Source organism: Pseudomonas sp. LBUM1657, assembly GCF_059716075.1.
Window position 1 is genome coordinate 3,762,138 of sequence record NZ_CP166799.1, and the last position, 23,545, is coordinate 3,785,682.

At 61.4% G+C, this 23,545-nt stretch carries 23 protein-coding genes; 17 read left to right on the top strand and 6 right to left on the bottom strand.

Going from position 1 to position 23,545, the window contains the following annotated elements:
- Window positions 1-19: 19 nt before the first annotated feature.
- From ACA055_RS17295 to ACA055_RS17360, 14 genes are all read left to right on the top strand, one after another.
- Entirely contained in the window at window positions 20-952 is a 933-nt protein-coding gene (locus ACA055_RS17295) for a 4-hydroxyproline epimerase (RefSeq protein ID WP_497679757.1), read from the top strand.
- The gene (locus tag ACA055_RS17300; RefSeq protein WP_497679758.1) at window positions 949-2,064 is read left to right on the top strand and encodes an NAD(P)/FAD-dependent oxidoreductase; all 1,116 of its coding nucleotides are present in this window, start codon (window positions 949-951) and stop codon (window positions 2,062-2,064) included. The genes ACA055_RS17295 and ACA055_RS17300 overlap by 4 nt, the downstream gene beginning before the upstream one ends.
- Window positions 2,057-2,293: a (2Fe-2S)-binding protein gene (locus ACA055_RS17305; RefSeq protein WP_497679759.1), complete on the top strand. Its 237-nt coding sequence runs from the start codon at window positions 2,057-2,059 to the stop codon at window positions 2,291-2,293. Before ACA055_RS17300 ends, ACA055_RS17305 begins: the two co-directional genes overlap by 8 nt.
- Complete coding sequence (locus ACA055_RS17310) at window positions 2,290-3,546, top strand: FAD-dependent oxidoreductase (RefSeq protein WP_497679760.1); 1,257 nt, start codon at window positions 2,290-2,292, stop codon at window positions 3,544-3,546. The genes ACA055_RS17305 and ACA055_RS17310 overlap by 4 nt, the downstream gene beginning before the upstream one ends.
- A gap of 74 nt (window positions 3,547-3,620) precedes the next feature.
- The gene (locus ACA055_RS17315) at window positions 3,621-4,370 is read left to right on the top strand and encodes a PAS domain-containing protein (RefSeq protein WP_497684439.1); all 750 of its coding nucleotides are present in this window, start codon (window positions 3,621-3,623) and stop codon (window positions 4,368-4,370) included.
- Window positions 4,371-4,609: 239 nt separating this feature from the next.
- Window positions 4,610-5,428, top strand: a complete 819-nt coding sequence (locus ACA055_RS17320) for an ABC transporter substrate-binding protein (protein ID WP_497679761.1) — start codon at window positions 4,610-4,612, stop codon at window positions 5,426-5,428.
- Window positions 5,429-5,438: 10 nt separating this feature from the next.
- A complete protein-coding gene (gene lhpI, locus ACA055_RS17325; protein ID WP_497679762.1) occupies window positions 5,439-7,217 on the top strand; it encodes a cis-3-hydroxy-L-proline dehydratase in 1,779 nt (592 codons plus the stop codon).
- Window positions 7,210-7,875, top strand: a complete 666-nt coding sequence (locus tag ACA055_RS17330; RefSeq protein ID WP_497679763.1) for an amino acid ABC transporter permease — start codon at window positions 7,210-7,212, stop codon at window positions 7,873-7,875. Before lhpI ends, ACA055_RS17330 begins: the two co-directional genes overlap by 8 nt.
- 10 nt (window positions 7,876-7,885) lie before the next feature.
- Window positions 7,886-8,536 carry an amino acid ABC transporter permease gene (locus ACA055_RS17335; protein ID WP_497679764.1) on the top strand — a complete coding sequence of 217 codons (651 nt, stop codon included), beginning with the start codon at window positions 7,886-7,888 and terminating at the stop codon, window positions 8,534-8,536.
- Window positions 8,529-9,251, top strand: coding sequence for an amino acid ABC transporter ATP-binding protein (locus ACA055_RS17340; protein WP_497679765.1), 723 nt, complete (start codon window positions 8,529-8,531; stop codon window positions 9,249-9,251). Before ACA055_RS17335 ends, ACA055_RS17340 begins: the two co-directional genes overlap by 8 nt.
- A gap of 134 nt (window positions 9,252-9,385) precedes the next feature.
- Complete coding sequence (locus tag ACA055_RS17345) at window positions 9,386-10,414, top strand: trans-3-hydroxy-L-proline dehydratase (RefSeq protein ID WP_497679766.1); 1,029 nt, start codon at window positions 9,386-9,388, stop codon at window positions 10,412-10,414.
- Window positions 10,415-10,540: 126 nt separating this feature from the next.
- Entirely contained in the window at window positions 10,541-11,458 is a 918-nt protein-coding gene (locus ACA055_RS17350) for a dihydrodipicolinate synthase family protein (RefSeq protein WP_007903713.1), read from the top strand.
- A gap of 71 nt (window positions 11,459-11,529) precedes the next feature.
- On the top strand, window positions 11,530-12,927 hold the full coding sequence (gene abaF / locus ACA055_RS17355; RefSeq protein ID WP_497679767.1) for a fosfomycin efflux MFS transporter AbaF: 1,398 nt from the start codon (window positions 11,530-11,532) through the stop codon (window positions 12,925-12,927).
- 183 nt (window positions 12,928-13,110) lie between these two features.
- The gene (locus tag ACA055_RS17360; RefSeq protein WP_497679768.1) at window positions 13,111-14,691 is read left to right on the top strand and encodes an aldehyde dehydrogenase (NADP(+)); all 1,581 of its coding nucleotides are present in this window, start codon (window positions 13,111-13,113) and stop codon (window positions 14,689-14,691) included.
- Window positions 14,692-15,056: 365 nt separating this feature from the next.
- Here ACA055_RS17360 and ACA055_RS17365 read toward each other — a convergent pair whose 3' ends face one another.
- Window positions 15,057-16,064, bottom strand: a complete 1,008-nt coding sequence (locus ACA055_RS17365) for an Ldh family oxidoreductase (protein WP_497679769.1) — start codon at window positions 16,062-16,064, stop codon at window positions 15,057-15,059.
- 131 nt (window positions 16,065-16,195) lie between these two features.
- Window positions 16,196-16,645 carry a winged helix-turn-helix transcriptional regulator gene (locus ACA055_RS17370; protein ID WP_497679770.1) on the bottom strand — a complete coding sequence of 150 codons (450 nt, stop codon included), beginning with the start codon at window positions 16,643-16,645 and terminating at the stop codon, window positions 16,196-16,198.
- Window positions 16,646-16,853: 208 nt separating this feature from the next.
- On the opposite strand from ACA055_RS17370, the gene ACA055_RS17375 reads away from it, so the two are divergent.
- Window positions 16,854-17,636, top strand: coding sequence for an SDR family NAD(P)-dependent oxidoreductase (locus ACA055_RS17375; protein WP_497679771.1), 783 nt, complete (start codon window positions 16,854-16,856; stop codon window positions 17,634-17,636).
- 10 nt (window positions 17,637-17,646) lie between these two features.
- On the opposite strand, the gene ACA055_RS17380 is transcribed toward ACA055_RS17375, so the two are convergent.
- Together ACA055_RS17380 and ACA055_RS17385 are read right to left on the bottom strand one after the other, a co-directional pair.
- Window positions 17,647-18,591: an aldo/keto reductase gene (locus ACA055_RS17380; protein WP_497679772.1), complete on the bottom strand. Its 945-nt coding sequence runs from the start codon at window positions 18,589-18,591 to the stop codon at window positions 17,647-17,649.
- Window positions 18,578-19,864 (bottom strand): NTP/NDP exchange transporter, encoded by a 1,287-nt coding sequence (locus tag ACA055_RS17385; protein ID WP_497679773.1) that lies wholly within the window; start codon window positions 19,862-19,864, stop codon window positions 18,578-18,580. The genes ACA055_RS17380 and ACA055_RS17385 overlap by 14 nt, the downstream gene beginning before the upstream one ends.
- A gap of 84 nt (window positions 19,865-19,948) precedes the next feature.
- Between ACA055_RS17385 and ACA055_RS17390 the strand changes: the two genes are divergently transcribed.
- Both ACA055_RS17390 and ACA055_RS17395 read left to right on the top strand, forming a co-directional pair.
- Complete coding sequence (locus ACA055_RS17390; RefSeq protein WP_497679774.1) at window positions 19,949-20,737, top strand: alpha/beta hydrolase; 789 nt, start codon at window positions 19,949-19,951, stop codon at window positions 20,735-20,737.
- Window positions 20,738-21,271: 534 nt separating this feature from the next.
- Window positions 21,272-21,571, top strand: coding sequence for a DUF6124 family protein (locus tag ACA055_RS17395; protein ID WP_497679775.1), 300 nt, complete (start codon window positions 21,272-21,274; stop codon window positions 21,569-21,571).
- Here the strand turns inward: ACA055_RS17395 and ACA055_RS17400 are convergent, their stop codons facing one another.
- Window positions 21,572-22,681: a quaternary amine ABC transporter ATP-binding protein gene (locus tag ACA055_RS17400; protein WP_497679776.1), complete on the bottom strand. Its 1,110-nt coding sequence runs from the start codon at window positions 22,679-22,681 to the stop codon at window positions 21,572-21,574.
- A complete protein-coding gene (locus ACA055_RS17405) occupies window positions 22,671-23,534 on the bottom strand; it encodes an ABC transporter permease (RefSeq protein WP_497684440.1) in 864 nt (287 codons plus the stop codon). The genes ACA055_RS17400 and ACA055_RS17405 overlap by 11 nt, the downstream gene beginning before the upstream one ends.
- Window positions 23,535-23,545: the final 11 nt, after the last annotated feature.

The window sequence follows — 23,545 nt, forward strand, 5'->3', positions numbered from 1 at the left end:
GAACGGACGTGGCCCTCCCATGAAACGCATCACAGTGATCGACTCCCACACCGGCGGCGAACCTACCCGCCTGGTGACTGCCGGCTTTCCTGACCTGGGCACCGGCAGCATGGCCGAACGTCGACAGCGGCTGGCCGAGCATCATGATCAATGGCGCGCCGCCTGCGTGCTGGAACCACGGGGTAGCGACGTGCTGGTTGGCGCGCTGCTCTGTGAGCCGGTCGACCCGAGCGCCTGTGCCGGGGTGATTTTTTTCAACAACAGCGGCTACCTCGGCATGTGTGGTCACGGCACCATCGGCCTGGTGGCATCGCTGGCGCATTTGGGCAAGATCGGCGCGGGCGTGCACAGCATCGAAACACCGGTGGGCACGGTGCAGGCGACCTTGCACGACGACGGTTCGGTCAGCGTGCGCAACGTGCCCGCCTACCGTTACCGCAAGGCGCTGACGTTGCAGGTGCCAGGTGTCGGCGAGGTGGTCGGTGATATTGCCTGGGGTGGTAACTGGTTCTTTTTGATCGCCGAGCACGGCTTGCAGATTGCCGGCGACAACCTCGATGCGCTAACCGTCTACACCTACGCCGTGCAGCAAGCACTGGAGCTTCAGGGCATCCGCGGCGAAGACGGCGGGCTGATCGACCACGTCGAGTTGTTCGCCGATGACAATCACGCCGACAGCCGTAACTTTGTGCTCTGCCCCGGCAAAGCCTACGACCGCTCACCCTGCGGCACCGGCACCAGCGCCAAACTGGCGTGCCTGGCAGCCGACGACAAGTTGCAACCGGGACAGATTTGGCGTCAGGCCAGTGTCATCGGCAGCGAGTTCGAGGGCTCCTACGAAATCCATGGCGAGCGCATCGTGCCGACTATTCGCGGTCGTGCTTATATCAGCGCCGAAGCCAGCCTGATCATCGAACAGGACGATCCGTTCGCCTGGGGCATCCGCCCATGAGCGAGGGCCGGGTGGCCGATATCATCGTGATAGGCGCCGGCATCATTGGCGCCGCGTGTGCCCAGGCGCTGGCTCGCCGTGGCTTGCGCGTGCTGGTGCTCGACGCCGGCCTGCCCGGGGCGACGGCGGCGGGCATGGGCCACTTGTTGGTTCTCGACGACAACCCGGCAGAGCTGGCGCTCAGTCAACACTCCCTGCAACGCTGGCGCGAACTGGCGCCGTCCCTGCCCGACGCCTGCGCCTACCGCAGCAACGGCACGCTCTGGCTGGCGGCCAACACTGAAGAAATGGCGGTCGCCCAAAGCAAATACCACAACCTGCAGGAACACGGCGTGGCCTGCGAGCTGATCACCGGACAAGGCTTACGCCAGCGCGAACCGGAATTGCGCCAGGACCTGGAAGGCGGCCTGCTGATCAAGGGCGACGGCATTCTCTACGCCCCGGCGACCGCACGCTGGATGCTCGACGCACCCAACATCAGCCAACGCCAGGCGCGGGTCAGCGAAGTCGATGGCAACCGCGTGCGCCTCGACGACGGCCACTGGCTGAGCGCCGATGCGGTGATCCTGGCCAACGGCATCCAGGCTAACGAACTGTGCCCCGAGTTGCCGATCGAGCCGAAGAAAGGGCACTTGCTGATCACCGACCGTTACCCCGGAAAAGTCACCCACACCCTGGTAGAACTCGGCTACGTCACCAGTGCTCACAACGCCAGTGGCCCTTCGACGGCGTGCAATATCCAGCCCCGGACGACCGGGCAAATGTTCATCGGCGCCTCGCGACAATTTGGCACCACCGACCCGCAAGTTGAGGGCTGGATGCTGGCGAAAATGCTCAGGCGCGCGACCGACTACATGCCGGGGCTGGCGCAGCTCAACGGCATCCGCGCCTGGACCGGTTTTCGCGCAGCGAGCCCCGACGGCCTGCCGCTGGTGGGCCAGCATCCACACCGCAAAGGCTTATGGCTGGCGGTGGGTCATGAGGGGCTGGGCGTGACGACCGCCCCCGGCACGGCCGACTTGCTGGTTGCGCAGATGTTCGACGAAACGCCGCCACTGACTGCGCAACCGTATCTGCCGCAACGATTTCTCAAGGAGCCTGTGTATGCCTGAATTGCTGCTGGACGGCCAAGCCCTGAAGGTTGTCGAAGGCACCAGCGTCGCTGCCGCATTGGCGCTGGGCGGGGACGGTTGCAGTCGCACATCGGTCAGTGGCCAGCGTCGCGCACCGCTGTGCGGCATGGGCATTTGTCAGGAGTGCCGAGTGACCATCGACGGTCGGCGGCGCCTCGCTTGCCAGACACTGTGCCGTGACGGCATGAAGGTGGAGACTCAAGCATGAGCGAATACGCCGATCTATTGATCATCGGTGCCGGTCCCGCCGGCATGGCCGCCGCACTCGCCGCAGCACCCAGCGATGCCCGCATCGTGATGCTCGACGACAACCCGTTGCCCGGTGGGCAAATCTGGCGTGACGGGCCCCAGGCCAGCCTGCCTGATCAGGCGCGTCAGATGCGCGAGCGACTGGAGGCTTGCAGAAACATCCACTGCCACTCCGGCACCCGGGTGATCGCCTGCGCCGGCCCGAAACAACTGCTGGTGGAAGACGCCGATCACGGCTGGTTGATCGCCTACGACAAACTGATTCTGTGCACCGGCGCCCGCGAATTGCTGCTGCCCTTCCCCGGCTGGACGCTACCCGGCGTGACCGGCGCGGGCGGCCTTCAGGCATTGATCAAGGGCGGCTTGCCGGTGCAGGGCGAGCGTGTTGTGGTCGCCGGCAGCGGACCGTTATTGTTGGCCAGCGCCGCCACCGCGAAACACAACGGCGCCCGGGTGCTGCGCATCGCCGAACAGGCCTCCACCGCCGCCATCGCCGGGTTCGCCGCGCAACTGCCCCGCTGGCCGAACAAACTGATGCAGTCGTTCACGTTATTCGACCGTCATTACCGCAGCGGGACTTACGTTCTGGCCGCGTTGGGCAATGAGCGGCTGCAAGGTGTGCGCCTGCAACAACAGGGCAAAATCGTCGAACTGGAATGTGATCGCCTGGCCTGTGGCTTCGGTCTGATTCCCAACACCCAGCTCGGCCAGGCCCTGGACTGTGCCGTCGATGGCACTGCACTGGCGGTCGATGCCTGGCAGGCCACCACCCGAGTCGACCACTATGCGGCGGGTGAATGCACCGGTTTTGGTGGCAGTGAACTGGCATTGGTCGAAGGCGCCATCGCTGGCCACGCAGCAGTCGGTGACAATGAAGCGGCTCGACGATTGTGGACACGCCGAGCGCGCTGGCAGGGTTTCGCCAACGCCCTGAATAAAGCCTTCGCCCTCAACCCGCAACTCAAGTCGCTGGCGCAGGCCGACACCCTGGTGTGCCGCTGCGAAGACGTACCCTATGCGGCGCTGATCGGGCACGCTGACTGGCGCGAGGCCAAGCTGGCCAGCCGCTGCGGCATGGGCGCCTGCCAGGGCCGAGTGTGCGGCGGCGCAGTGCAGCACTTGTTCGGCTGGCAACCTTCAACGCCGAGGCCTCCGTTCAGCCCGGCGCGGATCGAGACCTTGTTGTGCCTGGACGACACCCCGCCGGCCTGAATGCCGGCCTGGGGCTTTCGGGACCGCCGTCGAGTCTCTATGATCCCGAGGATTGCCACCAGACGCCCAGCGCCATGTATGCCTCGCTCACCACCTTCAAACCCTGCGACCTGCCGGCCCTGCTGAGCAGTCTGCAACCGATCGCGCCGCTGCTCGATACCCTGTCGGACGTGGTGTTTTTCATCAAGGACAGCGAGGCCCGCTACGCCTTCGTCAACCAGACCCTGGCCCGGCGCTGTGGCTTCAAACACAGTGACGAGCTGCTTGGGCGCACCGCCGACATGGTCTTCCCCGAGCGCTTCGGCCCGCTCTACACCGAGCAGGATCGACGGGTGCTGTCCAGCGGGCGCGAACTGGCTGACCAACTCGAACTGCACCTCTATTACGGTAATCAGCCGATCTGGTGTCTGACCCACAAACTCGCTTTGCGCGACCTGCAGGGTCGCATTGTCGGACTGGCTGGCATTTCCCGCGACCTCCAATTGCCGCAGTCCAACCATCCCGCGTTCCAGAAACTCGCCGCCGTGGATGCGCATATCCGCAGCCACTTCGCCCGCCCCATCAGCCTCGCCGAATTGACAGCGATCGCCGGGTTTTCCGTGGCGCAACTGGAGCGTCACTGCAAGCGAGTGTTCCAACTCACCCCACGGCAAATGATTCACAAGGCACGTTTGGAAGAGTCTTCGCGACTGTTGCTGCACACTGACCTGCCCATCACCGAGATCGCCCTGCGCTGCGGTTACACCGACCACAGCGCCTTCAGCCGGCAGTTTCGCGCCTTGACCAGCCTGGCGCCCAGTCAGTATCGCGACAGCCGTCGCTGACACCGGTCGAGTGTTCCTTTAAGGGGCGTCACGCGCACCGTTGCTCCCTTCTGTAACACCGGCCCGAAACAGGCCCCGCTCGCCCCCGCTGCTCCCTTGACCCTGCAAGACCCCTAACTCAAGGGTTGGCAAATAATTCCTGTCCCGGTTGGAAAACAGGCACGCTCATTGCTAATCTAATATCGTATACGAAATTCACAATACGATATCTAACAGCACATTCCGACCACGAGGCCTCTATGAAAAACCCTGCACTTGCCGTAGCCCTCAGCGCTGTTCTCAGTACTTCCTTCATCGCCACCGCCCAGGCCGACAAGCTCGACGACATTATTGGTTCGGGCAAGCTGCGCTGCGCCGTGACCCTGGATTTCCCGCCCATGGGGTTTCGCGATGAAGGCAACAACCCGGCCGGTTTCGACGTGGACTACTGCCGCGACCTGGCGAAAATCCTCGGGGTCGATGCCGAAGTGGTGGAAACACCCTTCCCCGACCGTATTCCGGCGTTGGTCTCCGGGCGTGCCGACGTGATCGTGGCGTCCACTTCCGACACCCTTGAACGGGCCAAGACCGTCGGCCTGACCGTGCCGTACTTCGCCTTCCAGATGGTCGTGCTGACCCGCGACAACACCGGCATCAACAGCTTCGCCGACATCAAAGGCAAAGCCCTGGGCAATACCAGCGGCACCTATGAAGCCATCGCCCTGGAAAAGGACGTGAAGAGCTGGGGCACCGGCACCTTCCGCGCTTATCAATCGCAGAACGACACCCTGCTGGCGGTCGCCCAAGGCCACATTGACGCGACGGTAGTCACCAACACCGTGGCCGCTGCCACCATCAAGTCAGGGAAATACAAGAACCTGAAAGTCGCCGGTAACGCCCCATACACAATCGACTACGTTTCCCTGGGCGCCAAGCGTAACGAGTATGGCCTGCTCAATTACCTCAACCTGTTCGTCAACCAGCAGGTACGCAGCGGCCGTTACAACGAGCTGTTCACCAAATGGGTCGGCACCGAGATTTCACCCACCGACCTGACTGTGCCCAAGGTCTATTACTGAGATGTCCGGCATGCCTAGGCCCACTTCTCTGACCGGTCGCAGCCTGGTCGCGGGCGCCGCCCAGGGCGCCTTGCTGTTTGCCGATGTCGGGCTGAGTTTCTGGGGCGGGGTCGATCCGTCCAGCGGCGAGGTCATCGACCGTCATCACCCGCTCAGCGGCGAGATCCTGGCCGGTCGTGTGCTGGCCATTCCCAGTGGTCGCGGCTCGTGCACCGGCAGTAGCGTGTTGATGGAACTGATCAGCAACGGTCACGCGCCGGCCGCACTGGTGCTGGCTGAACCCGATGAGATCCTGACCCTGGGCGTGCTGGTCGCACAGACCATTTTCGAGCGTTCCCTGCCGGTGCTGTGCATCGGCCGGGAGGCCTTCGCCGCGTTGCGCGGCAAGGCTTTCGCCCGGATCGAAGACACCTCGATGACGCTGTACCAAGACCTGCCCGGCGATGCCTGGCAGGCACTCGACAGCCCATCGCAAACAATCGACACGAACGCGGCGATCAAACTCACCAAACACGACCAGGCGCTGCTCGACGGCCAGTATGGCAAGGCCGCCCAGGTGGCCATGCAGATCGTTCTGCGCATGGCTGAATTGCAAGGCGCTCGCCAGTTGGTGGATGTCACCCAGGCGCACATCGATGGCTGCATTTATACGGGACCGGCGAGCCTGCGCTTTGCCGAGCAACTGGTGCAGTGGGGAGCCAAAGTACGGGTGCCCACCACCCTCAATTCGATTTCCGTCGACCAGCGCCGTTGGCGGGAGCTGGGCATCGACCCGGCGCTCGGCGTACCGGCCAGTGCCTTGGGCGACGCGTATATGGCAATGGGCGCGCAGCTCAGTTTCACCTGCGCGCCCTACCTGCTCGACAGCGCTCCGAAGGCTGGCGAGCAGATCGTCTGGGCGGAATCCAACGCCGTGGTCTACGCCAACAGCGTGCTCGGCGCACGTACCCTGAAATACCCGGACTACCTGGATATCTGCATCGCACTGACGGGCCGCGCGCCCCTGATCGGCTGTCACCTGGACGCCCAACGCAAGGCCCGCCTGCAGATCGAGTTACCGGCACTGGGCGAGCTGGACGATGCCTTCTACCCGTTGCTCGGCTACCACATCGGCGCCCTGGCTGGCAGCCGGATTCCGCTGGTACTGGGACTGGAACAGCGCAAGCCGAGCCTGGACGACCTGAAAGCCTTTGGCGCGGCTTTCGCCACCACCTCTGCCGCGCCGTTGTTTCATATCGCCGGGGTGACACCGGAAGCACTCGATCCGGCTCACGTGCTGGAGGCGGATGAACCGTTGCCGGTTGAACGAATCCGTCTGCAGGACTTGCTGCTCAGTTGGCGTGAACTCAACAGTGCTCGTGACAACCGGGTGGACGTCGTTTCGCTGGGCAACCCGCATTTTTCCCTCAGCGAGTTCGCTCACCTGGCGCGGCTGTGTCGCGGTCGGCACAAACACCCTGAGGTGGTCCTCGCCATCACCTGCGGTCGTGCGGTGCTGGAGCTGGCTCGCGAGGCCGGGCATATCGCCGTAATCGAAGCCTTCGGCGCGACCCTGGTCACCGATACCTGCTGGTGCATGCTCGGTGAGCCGGTGATTCCGTTGGCCGCCAAAACCCTGATGACCAACTCAGGCAAGTACGCCCATTACGCACCGGGGCTGGTCGGCCGCAAGGTGCACTTCGCCAGCCTCGCCGAATGCGTCGACGCCGCTTGCAGCGCCACGGCCAGCGGTCGTCTGCCGGCCTGGCTGCAATCTGCCGCCTCACTGGAGAGCCACGCGTATGTTTGATTACACCTTCCAATGGCGGGCGACGCTACGCGCCCTGCCGGACATGCTCTCAGGCGCCTGGGTCACCTTCGAGACCGCCGCGCTGTCGATGATCTTCGGCGTGCTGATCGCCCTGGCCCTGACGGTGATGCGCGAAACCAAGCATCCGTTGTTGCGCGGCATCGGCAACGGCTGGGTGTCGATTGCCCGCAACACCCCGTCGCTGTTCCAGATCTACGTCCTGTACTTCGGCCTTGGCTCGCTCGGGCTGCATGTCAGTTCATGGTTCGCGCTGCTGGCCGGGATCACCTTCAACAACGCGGGTTATCTCGCGGAAAACTTTCGCGGCGGTCTCAAGGCCGTGCCCGGCACGCAGGTGCGCGCCGCGCGTTCGTTGGGCATGAGTGCCTTCCAGGCCTACCGGATGATCATCGTCCCGCAACTGCTGCGGATCGTGTTTTACCCGTTGAGCAACCAGATGGTCTGGGCGGTGTTGATGACGTCGCTGGGGGTGATCGTCGGGTTGAACAATGACCTGACCGGCGTGACCCAGGACTACAACGTCAAGACGTTCCGCACCTTCGAGTACTTCGCCATCGCAGCGGTGCTGTATTACCTGATTGCCAAGGCGATCGTCGCGGCAGCCCGGCTGATGGCCTGGCGGCTGTTCCGTTACTGAGGACGTGACCATGTTTTCCACCGGTTTTTCCTGGAATGACCTGCTGTTCCTGCTCGATGGTGCCTGGGTCACTCTGCAACTGACGTTCTGGTCGATCATCCTCGGCTCCGTCGCCGGGCTGCTGTTTGGACTGCTGCGCGCCCTGTTGCCGCGGGCCAGCCTGCCACTGGCCTGGGTGCTGGATGTGTTCCGCAGCGTGCCGCTGCTGATCCAGTTCGTGCTGTTCAACTCACTCAAGAGCATCGTCGGCCTGAACATCAGTGCCTTCAGTGTCGGTTGCATTGTGCTCGGGGTTTACGCCGCCGCGTACTTCACCGAAATCGTGCGCAGCGGCGTGCTGTCGGTGCCGTTCACCGTGCGCCGCGCCAGCCGTTCGCTGGGCCTGAGCTTCCTGCAAGACCTGCGCTGGATCGTCCTGCCGATGGCCACGCGAGTGGCGTTCCCCGGCTGGTTGAACCTGGTGCTCAGTGTGATGAAAGACACCGCGCTGGTGATGTGGATCGGCATCGTCGAACTGCTGCGCGCCTCGCAAACCATCGTGACCCGCATCCAGGAGCCGCTGCTGGTGTTGTGCATCGCGGGCCTCATTTACTACGTCATGAGCCTGGTGGTCGCTCGCCTCGGCGCTCGTCTGGAAAGAAGGTGGCAAGAAAATGATTGAGATCGACAACGTACACAAATCCTTCGGCAACCTCGAAGTGGTCAAGGGCGTCAACCTGACGGTGAACAAGGGCGAGGTCGTGTCGATCATCGGCGGTTCCGGCTCGGGCAAATCGACCCTGCTGATGTGCATCAACGGCCTGGAACCGATCCAGAAAGGCAACATCCGCGTCGACGGCGTCGAGGTCCACCACAGCGCCACCGACCTCAATCGCCTACGGCAGAAGATCGGCATCGTGTTCCAGCAATGGAACGCCTTTCCGCACCTGACTGTGCTGGAAAACGTGATGCTCGCGCCGCGCAAAGTACTGGGCAAGAGCAAGGCAGAAGCTGAAGAACTGGCGGTCCGGCAACTGACCCACGTCGGCCTGGGTGACAAGCTCAAGGCCTTTCCCGGCAAGTTATCCGGCGGTCAGCAACAGCGCATGGCCATCGCCCGCGCCCTGGCCATGTCACCGGACTACATGCTGTTCGACGAAGCCACCTCGGCCCTCGACCCGCAACTGGTGGGCGAGGTGCTGGACACCATGCGCATGCTCGCCGAAGACGGCATGACCATGGTGTTGGTGACCCACGAAATCCGCTTCGCCCGGGACGTGTCGGACCGCGTGGCGTTCTTTCGCAATGGTCTGGTGCATGAGATTGGCTCGCCTGATCAGGTGATTGGCAATCCGGTGCATGCGGAGACTGCGGCGTTTCTCAAGTCGGTGAAATAACGACCGGCCCCTTCGCGAGCAAGCCCGCTCCCACAGGGATTTATGCTGTACCCAAAATCGGTGGCCGACACAGGTCACTGTGGGAGCGGGCTTGCTCGCGAAGAGTCCCACACAGGCAATAGAAGGATTAAGTCATGCGCTCATCGAAAGTCATTCATGTAGTCAGCTGCCACGCCGAAGGCGAAGTCGGCGATGTGATCGTCGGCGGCGTCGCACCACCGCCCGGGGCCACCGTGTGGGAACAGTCACGCTGGATTGCCAGGGATGAAACCCTGCGCAACTTCGTCCTCAACGAGCCGCGCGGCGGGGTGTTTCGTCACGTCAACCTGCTGGTGCCTGCCAAGGACCCTCGGGCGCAAATGGCCTGGATCATCATGGAGCCGGCCGACACACCGCCAATGTCCGGCTCCAACTCGCTGTGCGTGGCGACGGTGCTGCTCGACAGCGGCATCTTGCCGATGACCGAACCGCAAACCCGGTTGGTGCTCGAAGCGCCCGGTGGGTTGATCGAGGCCGTGGCCGATTGCCGTGACGGCAAGGTCGAACGGGTGGAAATCAAGAACGTGCCCTCCTTTGCTGACCGCCTCGACGCCTGGATTGAAGTCGAAGGTGTCGGCTCGTTGCAGGTCGACACCGCTTACGGCGGCGACAGTTTTGTGATCGCCGATGCCCAACGCCTGGGCTTCTCCATCCGTCCCGATGAGGCGGCAGAACTGGTAGAAGTCGGACTGAAAATCACCCGTGCAGACAATGAACAACTGGGCTTCGTCCATCCGCTGAACCCAGAGTGGTCGCATATTTCCTTCTGCCAGATCGCTGCGCCGATCGTTGTTGAGAATGGCATCGCTACCGGCGCCAACGCGGTGGTAATTCAGCCCGGCAAGATCGACCGTTCGCCCACCGGCACTGGTTGCTCGGCGCGCATGGCGGTGTTGCACGCCAAAGGATTGATGCAAGTGGGCGAGCGTTTTATCGGCCGTTCGATCATCGGTTCCGAGTTCCACTGCCGCATTGATTCATTGGCCGAAGTGGCTGGTCGGCCCGCTATTTACCCCTGCATTTCCGGCCGGGCCTGGATTACCGGCACGCATCAATTGCTGCTCGATCCGAGCGATCCCTGGCCACAAGGCTATCGCTTGTCAGACACCTGGCCTGGCGCCTGAAACCTGAAGCACTTCTCGCACTGACAAACGGCCAAAAAAACCCTTTCTAAACCTGAAAAAGCACTGGCCGATCTTTGACACATGCAATATCGTATACGAAATACAATTAACGAACCGGAGGTAACAATGAGCAAGCGTATTAACTGGAGTGGCGTCTTCCCCGCGGTGACCACTCAATTCAACGATGACTTCTCCATCAACCTGGAAAAAACCCACCAGGTGATTTCCAACGTTATTCGTGACGGCGTCTCGGGACTGGTGGTGTGCGGTTCGGTGGGGGAAAACACCTCGCTGACCGCCGAAGAAAAAATCGCCGTGACCGAAGTCGCAGTCGATGCCTCCCGTGGCCGCGTGCCGGTGATCTGCGGCGTGGCCGAATTCACCAGCGTGCAAGCGGCCAAAGTGGCCAACGCCGTGCGCCGGGTCGGTGTCGACGGCGTCATGCTGATGCCGGCGCTGGTCTACGGCTCCAAGCCGTTCGAGACCGCCGAGCATTACCGCTACGTGGCCAAGAACGCCGACGTACCGCTGATGGTCTACAACAACCCGCCGATCTACAAAAACGATGTCACCCCCGACATCCTGATTTCCCTGGCCGACTGCGACAACGTGGTGTGCTTCAAGGACTCCTCCGGTGACACCCGCCGCTTCATCGACGTACGCAATGAAGTCGGTGATCGTTTCGTGCTGTTCGCCGGCCTCGATGACGTGGTGCTGGAAAGCATCGCGGTGGGTGCCGAAGGCTGGGTCTCGGGCATGTCCAACGTGTTCCCGAAAGAAGGCGAAACCATCTTCCGCCTGGCCAAGGCCGGACGCTTCGCCGAAGCCATGCCGATCTACGAATGGCTGATGCCGATCCTGCACCTCGATGCCCGTGCCGACCTGGTGCAGTGCATCAAGCTGTGCGAAGCCATCGCCGGTCGCGGCAGCGCGTTGACCCGTCCACCGCGCCTGGCCCTGCCGGAAGCCGATCGGGTTTTCGTCGAGCAGATCATGGCCAAGGCCCTGGCCAACCGTCCTGAATTGCCGGACGTCGGTCTCTGAGTGATTGCCGGGCCGGCCCTTGCGGCCCCGGCCCGGCTGCCTGTCTTTGCGCCTCTACAGGAAATGCCAGCATGTCCAATCCTCAAAGCACCGCCCGCGCAACCACACCCTCGGGACTCAAGCGTGTCGTGGCCGCAGCCATGGCCGGCACCGTCGCCGAATGGTATGAATTCTTCCTCTACGGCACGGCCTCGGCCCTGGTTTTCGGCCAACTGTTCTTTCGCCAGACCGACAGCCCCATCGACGGCATCATCGCCGCTTTCGCCCTGTATGCCGTGGGCTTTCTTGCCCGCCCGCTGGGTGGTTTGGTGTTCGGCCATTACGGCGACAAATTCGGCCGCAAGCGCCTGCTGCAACTGAGCCTGGTGGTGGTCGGCATCACCACGTTCCTGATGGGCTGCCTGCCAGGCTTCGACCAAATCGGCTACGCGGCGCCAGTGTTGTTGGTGCTGCTGCGGCTGATCCAGGGATTCGCCTTTGGCGGTGAATGGGGCGGTGCGATTCTGCTGGTCTCCGAACACTGCCCGGACAATCGCCGGGGCTTCTGGGCCAGTTGGCCGCAAGCCGGTGTGCCGGCCGGCAACCTGGTGGCCACCGTCGCCCTGCTGCTGTTGTCGTCGAACCTGTCGGAGGAGCAATTCCTCGCCTGGGGCTGGCGCGTGGCGTTCTGGTTCTCGGCGGTGGTGGTGCTGATTGGCTACTGGATTCGCACCAGCGTCGATGACGCGCCGATCTTCAAGGAAACCCAGGCCCGTCAGGCGCAGAACAAGCAACAGCAGTTGGGTGTGGTCGAAGTGCTGCGTCACCACTGGCGCGCCGTGCTGGTCGGGATCGGCGCGCGGTTTGCCGAGAACATCCTCTATTACACCGTCGTGACGTTCTCGATTACCTACCTGAAACTGGTGGTGCACAAGGACACTTCAGAGATTCTGTTTCTGATGTTCGGCGCACACCTGCTGCATTTCTTCATGATCCCGCTGATGGGCTATCTGTCCGATCTGGTTGGACGCAAACCGGTGTACCTGATCGGGGCGGTACTTACCGCATTCTGGGGTTTCATCGGCTTCCCGATGATGGACACCGGCAACAACTGGCTGATCATCGGGGCAATCACCCTGGGCCTGGCCATCGAGTCGATGACCTACGCGCCCTATTCGGCGCTGATGGCCGAAATGTTCCCGACCCACGTGCGCTACACCGCGCTGTCCCTGTGTTACCAGGTGGCACCGATCTTCGCCGGTTCCCTCGCGCCGTTGATTGCGATCACCTTGCTCAACAAGTACCACAGCTCGACACCAATCGCCTGGTACTTGGTCGGTGCCTCGCTGATCTCCATCGCCGCCGTCGGCCTCACGCGAGAAACCCGCGGCAAGTCGCTGCACCTGGTGGATGCCGAATCCGCCGCGCGTATTGCTGCCCTGGACAACACGGCGCCGGCGACTGCACGCCGGGGTGATTCGATGGCTTGAGCCGCAATACCGGTCAGAGTGCAGGACCTGTGGGAGCGGGCTTGCTCGCGAAAGCGGTGGGTCAGCCAGCGTTGATGTTGGATGTGATGGCCTATTCGCGAGCAAGCCCGCTCCCACAGGCAATTAATCGCTCGCCAACTGACTGGCATCAGGTCTTGCCCCCCCTTTTGAAAGGAGTTTTCCATGCCCCAGATCATCGGCCACAACTACATCGGCGGTGCGCGCAGCGCCGCCGGCCACATCACCGTGCAAAGCCATGACGCCAGCACCGGTGACGCGCTGCCCTACTCGTTCATGCAAGCCACTGAAGAAGAAGTAAATGCCGCCGCCCAGGCCGCCGCAGCGGCCTACCCACTGTTTCGCACCCTGCCGGCGAGCCGTCGTGCGGATTTTCTCGATGCCATTGCCGCACAACTGGATGCCCTCGACGACAACTTCGTGGCCCTGGTAACCCGTGAGACGGCGCTGCCGACCGGACGCATTCAGGGTGAGCGCGGCCGCACCAGCGGGCAGATGCGTTTGTTCGCCCAGGTCCTGCGTCGCGGTGATTTTTATGGCGCGCGTATTGACCGGGCATTACCCGATCGTCAGCCGCTGCCACGGGCCGATCTGCGCCAGTACCGGATCGGCGTCGGCCCGGTCGCGGTGTTCGGTGCGAGCAATTTCCCTCTGGCGTTTTCCACTGCCGGTGGCGATACCGCTGCGGCACTGGCCGCCGGTTGCCCAGTGGTGTTCAAGGCCCACAGCGGGCATATGGCGACCGCCGAATGGATGGCCGACGCGATCATTCGCGCCGCCGAACAAACCGACATGCCCAAGGGTGTGTTCAACATGATCTACGGCGCGGGGGTCGGCGAGGCGCTGGTCAAGCATCCGGCGATTCAGGCGGTTGGCTTCACCGGTTCACTGAAGGGCGGCCGCGCTCTCTGCGACATGGCTGCCGCACGACCACAGCCGATACCGGTGTTCGCGGAAATGAGCAGCATCAATCCGGTGCTGGTATTGCCCGAAGCTCTGAAGGTACGTGGCGAGAAAATCGCCACCGAGCTCGCCGCCTCTGTGGTGCTCGGCTGTGGCCAGTTCTGCACGAATCCTGGACTGGTGATCGGTATTCGCTCCCCTGAGCTCAGTGCATTCATCGAACAACTCAGCGCAGTGATGGCCGAACAACCGGGGCAAACCATGCTCAATAGCGGCACGTTAGCCAGCTACGGCAAGGGCGTGCAGACGTTACACGCACATCCGCGAATCACCCATCTGGCCGGCCGCGAGCAACAGGGCAAGCAGGCCGAGCCGCAACTGTTCAAGGCCGACGTCAGCCTGTTGATCGACGGCGACCCACTGCTGCAGGAAGAGGTTTTCGGCCCGACCACGGTGCTGGTGGAAGTGGCTGACAAGGCCGAACTGCATCGGGCCTTGCAGAGTTTGCACGGGCAACTCACGGCCACGCTGATTGCCGAAGCTGGTGACCTGCAAACCCATGGCGACTTGCTTGCGCTGCTTGAACAGAAGGTCGGCCGAGTGCTGTTCAATGGCTACCCGACCGGAGTGGAAGTGTGCGATGCGATGGTGCATGGCGGGCCGTATCCGGCCACCTCCGATGCCCGTGGCACGTCGGTTGGCAGCCTGGCCATCGACCGCTTCCTGCGCCCGGTGTGCTACCAGAATTGCCCCGATGCTCTCTTGCCCGACGCGTTGAAAAACGCCAATCCACTGGGCATCGCCCGGTTGGTTGATGGCAAGAGCCACCGCGAATCGGTTTAGAAAACGGCGGAATCCTGTGGGAGCGGGCTTGCCCGCGAAGGCGGTGGGTCAGTCAGTGTTGATGTTGGATGTGATGGCCTCTTCGCGGGCAAGCCCGCTCCCACAGGGGATTTGCATCGCTGACAAATCTGTATTCCACCACGGACCAATGTGGGAGCGAGCCTGCTCGCGAATGCGGTGTGTCAGTCAGCGTTGATGTTGGATGTGATGGCCTCTTCGCGAGCAAGCCCGCTCCCACAGGGGATTTGCATCGCTGACAAATCTGTATTCCACCACGGACCAATGTGGGAGCGGGCTTGCCCGCGAAGGCGGTGGGTCAGTCAGTGTTGATGTTGGATGTGATGATCTCTTCGCGGGGCATACGATCAGCCCAGCAGTGCCTTGAGGTCGTTGTACAAAGCCTCGGGAATCTGTACCCCTTCCACCCGGCTGCGCGCTCGCGCCTCATAACGTCGTTGCGACGGCAAGCGTGCGCCCTGCCCTTCAATGCTCTCGAACAGGACTTCGGCGCGTGCCAGGTGTTGCTCCGTGGCCTCGCCGAGGAAGCGCCGCGGATCCAGCGCGATGATCAACTCGCCATGGTACGGGGACGATTTGCTGCCAGCGTCATAGGCCATGGATTCGGCACTGGTCAAATCACCGATCAACGGCCCGGCGATCAATTCCACCATCGCCGCCAGCGCTGAGCCTTTGTGCCCGCCAAAGGTCAGCATCGCGCCGGCATCGAGCACCACGTTCGGGTCGGTACTCGGCTGCCCTTCGGCGTCGACACCCCAGCCTTCGGGAATCGCTTTGCCGGCACGTCGATGCAACTCGATATCACCGCGGGCAATCGCGCTGGTGGCAAAGTCGAACACAAACGGGTCCTTGCCCGAACGCGGCCAGCCGAACGCGATGGGATTGGTCCCGAACACCGGTTGGCTGCCGCCCGCAGGCGCGACCCAGGCATGGCTGGGATTACAGGCCAGGGCCACGAGGCCGGCAGCGGTGAGCTGCTCGATCTCCACCCACAAGGCGGAAAAATGCACGCAGCGATTGATCGCCAGGGCCGCAATGCCGTTTGCCCGGGTTTTCGCCTCCAGCAGCGGTAGCCCCGCCTGAAAAGCCAGTTGGGAGAAACCACCCGCCGCATCGACCCGCACAATCGAAGGCGCCTGGTCGATCACTCGCGGCTCGGCATCGGCGGCTACCTTGCCGGCCCGGAGCGAATTCACACAGCCCAGAATCCGGTACAACCCATGGGAGGCGCAGCCATCGCGCTCACCGGCAATCACCGTGGCGGTTACCGCTTGAGCATGGGCAACGTTGAAACCGTTGTGCAGCAGGATCGATTCGGCCAGCTCGCGAGCTTCGGCCAGGGACAGTCGGATCATAATCAACTCCTTGAACAGACCGTCCAGACTGGCCCATTCCAAGGTCCGTGGCTTGATCGCTTTAGGCTGGGTCGATGACGAATTCGGCACACCCTTTACAGTGATCCGGACCTGGCTTGTCCCTCAGAACCTCAATGTGGGACACCTAACTTGGTAACGATATCTTCGGGCTTGAGATGCCGTCCATCGGCTGACACCAACTCCAGTTTTCTGATGGGCTTTCGATCCTTCGCGTCGACCATCACTGATCCGGGTTCGCCGGGCTCGTACATAAACTCGTTGCCCCACTGCGAGAGCGCAATGAGCACTGGCTGCAAGGCCCGGCCCTTTTCGGTCAACGCATATTCCTTGTAAATGCTCCCATCCGCCGCTGGCTCCATGCGCATGACGCCCTCCTCGACCATGTGTTTAAGCCGTGTGCTGAGAATGTTTTTCGCGACATCCAGGCTCTTCTGAAAATCACCGAAGCGCCGGGTGCCGGAAAGCGCATCACGAATGATCAGCAACGACCACCAATCGCCGATGAGATCAAGGGATCGAGCGACTGGACAGGGATTGCCCTGCAAGCTTTTGCGCTTCACGAAACGTACCTCTGTCTAAAGATTTGCGGCATCGACGCTGACACGTCATTGACCAAGTGGTTGCATGATACAACCTTTGCTGGTAAAAATCGCAGCCAGTGGTTTTATAATAGAACCACAAACCCGACTTCATGCGATTGAACCTTATGCCCTGCGCACCTTTGCCACGGCTTCATTGGTTGCATGATAAAACCAAAGGAGTTTCCCAATGAAACTGGCTGGAAAAACTGCATTCATCACCGGCGGCAACAGCGGCTTGGGCCTGGCCACCGCGAAACTGTTCATCGCTGAAGGCGCGAAGGTCGCCATCACCGGACGCAATCAACAATCGCTGGATGAAGCCAGAGAGGCGCTGGGTCCCAACCTGCTGGCGATCAAGGCAGACATTACCGACGTTAAACAGATCGAACGTGCCGTGGCAGAGGCCGTTACGGCGTTTGGCAAACTGGACATCGTGTTCGCAAATGCGGGCATCGCCGGGCAGACGCCAGTTGGCGGCACCACCCTGGAGACTTTCCAGAACATCATTCAGACCAACCTCACCGGCACGTTTTTTACCGTGCAGGCGGCTGAGCCGCACCTCAACCCAGGCGCATCGATTATTTTGAACGGGTCGGTGCACGCCACGATGGGCTGGCCCGGCTACAGCGCCTATGCTGCAACCAAAGGGGCTGTGCGCTCGATGACACGGGTGATGGCCGCAGAGTTTGCGCCACGTGGCATTCGGGTCAATCAGATCACCCCCGGGGCGGCACGCACGCCGGTATGGAGCCCATACGTCTCCAACGCCACTGAAATGAATGCCCTTGAGCAAAAGCTGAAGACCACTATCCCCCTCGGCCGGATTGGCGACGCCGAAGAAGTGGCCACCGTTGCGCTGTTTCTCGCCTCCAGCGACTCCAGCAACGTCGTCGGTGCAGAAATTGTCGTCGATGGCGGTGCAACGAGTTCACCCTTGGGCGCCCCTGCGCACAGGGCTAACTGGGCCTGACAAGGCAACGCTAGCCCACCAAATCAATCAACTGCTCGCGCTGCGCACCCGTCAGCATCGGGCCGAAACCGGCACCCGCATTGTCCGTCATGTAGCGCGGGTTGCCGGTGCCGGGGATGACGCAGGTCACTGCCGGATGTGCCAACAGGAACTTGAGCGCCAGTTGCGGCCAACTATTGACCCCCACTTGCGCGGCCCATCCAGGCAGTGGTTTGCCTTTCAATCGGCCGATCAAGCCACCACCACCGAACGGTCGATTACAAATCACCGCCACGCCTCGCTCGCGACACAGCGGCAGGATTCGTTTCTCGACAGCGCGGTCGTCCAGGGCGTAGTTGATCTGCAAAAAATCCAGCTTTTCGGCTTTCAGCACGGCCTCCACGTCGTCGTAAGCCGATGAGGTGTAGTGGGTGATGCCGATGTAGCGAATGCGCCCTTCTTCCTTCCATTTGCGCAGGGTGGGCAAATGGGTTTTCCAGTCCAGCAGGTTGTGGATCTGCATCAGGTCGATACGGTCGGTCTGCAATAACTTGAAGGACTGCTCCATCTGCGCGATGCCTTCTTCGCGACCGCTGGTCCACACCTTGGTCGCCAGAAATGCTGGTGAGCGCGGCTCGTGAATCGACAACAATTCGCCGGTGGTCTGTTCCGCGCGACCGTACATGGGCGAGCTGTCGATCAACTTCCCGCCCTTGGCAAACAATGCACTGAGCACATCCGGCAGCAGTTTGTAGGCGGGATCGGAGGGCCGCACATCAAAGCCGCGATAGGTGCCCAGCCCGACGACGGGCAGCGGCTCGTTGCTGGAAGGAATGGCTCGGGTCAGCATGTTCTTGCCTCCTGTTCCCATCGACGGCGAGGATTCTCCCAAAACCGGTTCGAGGGTGAAGACCGCCGAAACACCGGCGGCCAGCGTGAGTATTTTCCGACGTGTGTATCCATCAGTGTGGCTCATGATCTCGCCCTTCCACATTCTTGCTGTCAGCCTTTTGTTCCTGCTGCCTGGCCAGCCATAGCGATAACCAGCCCCACAGCCCGGCGAACGGCACAATCAACATCGCCACCAGACCAAACCCCGCGCCCAGCGCCGTCAGACCAGCGGACAGCCAGCCACTGGCGGCATCTCCGCCGCGATACACCAAGGTTTCGATCACATTCTTGGCCTTGTACTTTTCCTCGCGGCTTACCACGGTCCACAACACTTCCCGCGCCGGACGCACGATGGCGAACTCGACCGCGCGGCGCAGCCCCTGTGCCAGCGCGACGGTTGCAGGCACGGGCGCCAGAGCCATGGCGGTGAACGCCACGATCGTCGCCACCGGCAATGCTGCAAGCGCCCCGCCGACACCAATCAGGCGGATCAACGGCGCCGTCAGCAACAGTTGAAAAATCAACGTCAGTGCCGACACGATCAGATCGACGACGGCAAAAAACTGCGTCCGGCTGGCAACATCAGCATAGCTACCAGCGACAATCCGTCCCTGTTCAAAATACAACAAGGTCGCGGCGCTGGTGTGCAGCAGCATGAACAACACCAACCCCAGCAAATAACGCGAACGCAGAATCAGGGTGATGCCCGCCAGCATGCTGCCGCCCATGCGCCGATCATCCAGCAACTGGCTGCCGGACTGCGACTGCGTACGAGCAAGCAGCCCCCGATAGCAGCGCACCGCGAGTTCCAGCAACACCGCGGCCGCGAGGGTCAACGCCACCGGGCCAAGACGCGTGGCCATGGTCGCTGCCAGCAACGGCCCGATGAACGTCCCCAGCGTGCCACCCGCCGCGACGAAACCGAACAGCCGTCGCCCTTGCTCGCTGGAAAACCGGTCCACCAGCACGCTCCAGAAAATCGAAACGATGAACAGGTTGTAGATGCTGATCCAGACGAAAAACACCCGCCCCACCGCCACCGGCGCAACGTGATTGGCGATCAGCCCGCCAAACACCAGCATAGACAGGGCAATCACGCGGTAGATCAACGGCACGAAACGCGTGGCCGGCAGGCGCGAAACCAGCCCGCCGAACAACGGCACCATCAGCAGCATCACCACGAAGGTGGCGGTGAACAGCCACTGGAGTTTATCGGCGCCACCCTCCAGGCCCAACGCATCGCGTAAAGGTCGTACCAGGTAGTAGCTGGCGAGCACGCAGAAATGGAAGGCGAAACCCAGCACCAGGGCCGATCTTTCCGATGGCCGAACGTTGAGCCACTTCAGACCGATGGTCATGGGTGCCCTCCCGGTGCGTCCCGCTGCGCTCTACTACACTCTGATCGCTATCAAGCGATAGCCGCCTTGAGGCCAGAGCAGTCCATGCCGCCCACTAAAGTTAGTCGAATGTCACGAACCCTGATGTCACTCATCGTCATCGTAGTCGTCGTGTACCTGGCGCTCTGTGCTGCGCTGTTCGTGTTTCAACGCTCGCTCATCTATTTCCCGCAACCACGGGCCATCGGCGCATCCGAATCGCTACTCACGCTGTCAGTCGACGACGCGCAGGTGCTGGTGTCCGTCAGACCACGCGAAGGGCCCAATGCGTTGATTTATTTTGGCGGCAATGCCGAGGATGTTTCCCGAAGCCTGCCCGAGTTCTCGCAGGCATTCCCGGATCACGCCCTCTACCTGCTTCACTACAGAGGCTTCGGTGGCAGCTCCGGGTCGCCCTCCGAGGAAGCGATTGCCCGGGATGCCATGACCTTGTTTGACCTGGTCTACGCCAAACACCCGCACATCGCCGTGGTCGGTCGCAGCCTGGGGTCGGGCGTCGCCGTCCGTCTCGCGAGTCTGCGCCCGGCCGCGCGCCTGATCCTGATCACCCCTTACAACAGCCTCGAAGAACTCGGCGCACGGCAGTACCCCGTTTTCCCGGTGAAGTGGCTGCTGAAGGACAAGTTTGAATCCTGGAAATACGCCGCGCACATCACCGTGCCGACGCTGTTGATCGCCGCTGAACACGACGAGGTGATACCGCGTTCAAGCACTGAGCGGCTCTACACGCATTTCGCCCGCGGGGTGGCATCGCTGAAGGTCATACCGGGTGTGGGGCACAACTCGATATCCGGGAACCCCGAGTATCTGAAGCTACTGGGAGCAGGCTTGTGAGTGTAGCCACTGCCTTGAACTTGCGCCTTCCTCACCCTTTGAAAAAAATGCTCAATTAATGACCAGCACATGACAAGCCCGGTGTTCCGCGCTTCCTGGGGCATTATCCACAGATATACCCACCCTTTTTGTGGATAGTTTTTATCGCGGATAAGCTGTTTTTGATTCCTGTATTGCCCAGCAGAGCCGCCTTTCAGACGGCTGCCACTTAGGCCAAACATTCCCGCTTAAACCCAAATCAAGACGGATTACACCCATACAGCCCTCAGCAAAGTCACTCCGGCCGACGTCACCGCGGCGTCACCATCACCGGTCGCCGCACCGGGCTCAAAGCCTTCCAGGTCCGCTATAAGCCTGGGCCGCGTTACCAGAGTATTTAGTAAAAGTCATAGTAAATAGCCCAGGTGCCAGTAGTGTTGTTCTTCCAGAACATCAGGCTTCCACTATCCACTACATTCAAGTTTATTTTGGGGTCGGATGAGATCTGGAACACGAATTCGAAATCATCACCAGGGTCAACGCCAGATTGGCGGAATGAAAAAACTCCACGAAGCCGCCGAGCATGCCCTCGACTTCCACTTAAAGTCACCCGCCGACATCCAAGCCACCCCACGCAAACCCGGCACCATGTTCATCGTCAATCCAGAGCTCGATACCGAAACCCTGTTGGCTCATGCATGCGAGTCGCTGGCCTCGGCGAATGTCATGACCATGGATCTGGCGGACCCTATGGAAGGGCCGAGTCGCAATTCCCTGCTGGGAATTGCGCAAGTCATCATGTTGGGTGAGCTGGCGGTGAACCGGGCATTGGATCAAATCGATCCATCTGAGTAGTCACTCTTCAGTGAGCCGTGTCGCTATCGGCGCGGCTCTCAGCTGAACCACATTCGAGTCCTCGCTCACGGTCGAGGTGACCATCGTGGCAATAATCGATTTGAGCGCCAACTGCCCCACAGGCTGACCGTGACTGTCAGTGACCACCAATTCATCGAGCCCCGCTTCCACCAGTCGTTTGACCGCCGACTCCAGTGACGTCCCCGTGGGCAGTGCCAGCGTTGCGCCAGGCTTCACCCGAACGAACGGCCGCATGATGGCCTCGACGTTGATCACTCGGCCCCGGTTCACTTCCTTGACGAAGTTGGCAATGTAATCGTCGGCAGGACTCATGACGATCTCCTGCCGTGTGCCCTGTTGCACCACCTCACCGTCACGCAGGATCGCGATGCGATCACCAATGCGCAGCGCCTCATCCAGATCATGGGTAATGAACACGATGGTCTTCTTGATCTCTTTTTGCAGGTCCAGGAGCACTGATTGCATGTCCATGCGGATCAGCGGATCCAGAGCCGAGAACGCTTCGTCCATCAACAGGATCGGCGCATCGCTGGCCAGTGCCCGGGCCAGGCCGACGCGCTGCTGCATACCCCCGGAAAGCTGATTGGGATAGTGATTTTCGTAACCTTTGAGCCCGACCCGATCCAGCCAGCCCACGGCGATTTCTACTTGCCTGCCACGGGGCAAGCCCTGGATCTCCAGCCCATAGACCGCATTGTCGAGCACCGTGCGGTTCGGCAGCAGCGCGAACTTCTGAAACACCATGGAAATTCTATGCCGGCGGAATTCCCGCAAATCGTTCTGGCTCATCTTGAGCACATCCACGCCACCGACGATGACTTCGCCAGCCGTGGGGTCGATCAAGCGGTTGATATGGCGAATCAACGTCGATTTTCCCGAACCGGAAAGCCCCATGATCACCTGAATGCCCCCGGACGGCATGCTGATGTTGATGTCTTTCAAACCCAGTACATGGCTGTGGTTTCGCAGCAGTTCGGACTTGCTCATGCCCTGTTTGACCCGTTCGATACTGGCCTGCGCCTTGTAACCGAAGATCTTGTAGAGATGTTTGATTTCGATGCCGAAATCGTTGGTCAGATTAGTGGCCATGAACCCTCTCCAAATGCTTTTGCAGTCTTCTGCCATAGGCCTGGCTGACCCGGTCGAAGATCACCGCAATACCGACAATGGCCAGGCCGTTGAACATGCCCAAGGTGAAGTATTGGTTGGAGATGGCTTTGAGTACCGGTTGCCCCAACCCTTGAACCCCGATCATCGAGGCAATCACCACCATGGCCAGGGCCATCATGATGGTCTGGTTGATGCCGGCCATGATCGAGGGCAACGCCAGGGGCAACTGGACATTTTTCAGTTTCTGCCAACTGGACGAGCCAAAGGCGTCGGCGCACTCGAGCATCTCGGCGTCGACGTGGCGGATGCCGAGATTGGTCAGGCGGATCATCGGCGGCAAGGCGTACACAACGACCGCAATCAGCCCCGCGACCTTGCCGATCCCGAGCAACATCACCACCGGGATCAAATAGACAAAACTCGGCAGCGTCTGCATCACGTCCAGTACCGGGCTGACCAGGTTCTGCAGCCGATTGGAGCGGGCCATGGCAATGCCGGTCGGCAAGCCGATGACGATGGAAATCACTGTGCAGACGAAGATCATCGACAGGGTTTTCATCGTGTCGGACCACATGTCCAGATAGCCGATCGACATTAGCGTGAACACGCAACCCAGGACGATTTTCCAGCTGCGACTGGCGAACCAGGCAATCAAGGCGACCAGCACAATGATGATCGGCCACGGCGTCGTGGTCATGAACCTTTCGGACTGGTTGAGGAACACTTGCAACGGCTGGAAAAAAGCTTCGAAGCTATCGCCGTAGGTGCTGGTGAAGTTGCGAAAGGCGCCGTCGATGGCCTTTTTCAAAGCCCGGAGTCTTTCGTCCTCCATATGTGGAAAGC

Bases quoted from the DNA above. Each gene is read 5' to 3' on its own strand.
- ACA055_RS17395 (WP_497679775.1), top strand. From the start codon at position 21,272: ATGAAAAAACTCCACGAAGCCGCCGAGCATGCCCTCGACTTCCACTTA.
- ACA055_RS17365 (WP_497679769.1), bottom strand. From the start codon at position 16,064: ATGATCCGACTGTCCCTGGCCGAAGCTCGCGAGCTGGCCGAATCGATC.
- ACA055_RS17320 (WP_497679761.1), top strand. From the start codon at position 4,610: ATGAAAAACCCTGCACTTGCCGTAGCCCTCAGCGCTGTTCTCAGTACT.
- ACA055_RS17385 (WP_497679773.1), bottom strand. From the start codon at position 19,864: ATGACCATCGGTCTGAAGTGGCTCAACGTTCGGCCATCGGAAAGATCG.
- ACA055_RS17310 (WP_497679760.1), top strand. From the start codon at position 2,290: ATGAGCGAATACGCCGATCTATTGATCATCGGTGCCGGTCCCGCCGGC.
- ACA055_RS17295 (WP_497679757.1), top strand. From the start codon at position 20: ATGAAACGCATCACAGTGATCGACTCCCACACCGGCGGCGAACCTACC.
- ACA055_RS17405 (WP_497684440.1), bottom strand. From the start codon at position 23,534: ATGGAGGACGAAAGACTCCGGGCTTTGAAAAAGGCCATCGACGGCGCC.
- ACA055_RS17305 (WP_497679759.1), top strand. From the start codon at position 2,057: ATGCCTGAATTGCTGCTGGACGGCCAAGCCCTGAAGGTTGTCGAAGGC.
- ACA055_RS17400 (WP_497679776.1), bottom strand. From the start codon at position 22,681: ATGGCCACTAATCTGACCAACGATTTCGGCATCGAAATCAAACATCTC.
- ACA055_RS17380 (WP_497679772.1), bottom strand. From the start codon at position 18,591: ATGAGCCACACTGATGGATACACACGTCGGAAAATACTCACGCTGGCC.
- ACA055_RS17390 (WP_497679774.1), top strand. From the start codon at position 19,949: ATGCCGCCCACTAAAGTTAGTCGAATGTCACGAACCCTGATGTCACTC.
- ACA055_RS17300 (WP_497679758.1), top strand. From the start codon at position 949: ATGAGCGAGGGCCGGGTGGCCGATATCATCGTGATAGGCGCCGGCATC.
- ACA055_RS17335 (WP_497679764.1), top strand. From the start codon at position 7,886: ATGTTTTCCACCGGTTTTTCCTGGAATGACCTGCTGTTCCTGCTCGAT.
- ACA055_RS17350 (WP_007903713.1), top strand. From the start codon at position 10,541: ATGAGCAAGCGTATTAACTGGAGTGGCGTCTTCCCCGCGGTGACCACT.
- ACA055_RS17340 (WP_497679765.1), top strand. From the start codon at position 8,529: ATGATTGAGATCGACAACGTACACAAATCCTTCGGCAACCTCGAAGTG.
- ACA055_RS17360 (WP_497679768.1), top strand. From the start codon at position 13,111: ATGCCCCAGATCATCGGCCACAACTACATCGGCGGTGCGCGCAGCGCC.
- lhpI (WP_497679762.1), top strand. From the start codon at position 5,439: ATGCCTAGGCCCACTTCTCTGACCGGTCGCAGCCTGGTCGCGGGCGCC.
- abaF (WP_497679767.1), top strand. From the start codon at position 11,530: ATGTCCAATCCTCAAAGCACCGCCCGCGCAACCACACCCTCGGGACTC.
- ACA055_RS17315 (WP_497684439.1), top strand. From the start codon at position 3,621: ATGTATGCCTCGCTCACCACCTTCAAACCCTGCGACCTGCCGGCCCTG.
- ACA055_RS17375 (WP_497679771.1), top strand. From the start codon at position 16,854: ATGAAACTGGCTGGAAAAACTGCATTCATCACCGGCGGCAACAGCGGC.
- ACA055_RS17330 (WP_497679763.1), top strand. From the start codon at position 7,210: ATGTTTGATTACACCTTCCAATGGCGGGCGACGCTACGCGCCCTGCCG.
- ACA055_RS17345 (WP_497679766.1), top strand. From the start codon at position 9,386: ATGCGCTCATCGAAAGTCATTCATGTAGTCAGCTGCCACGCCGAAGGC.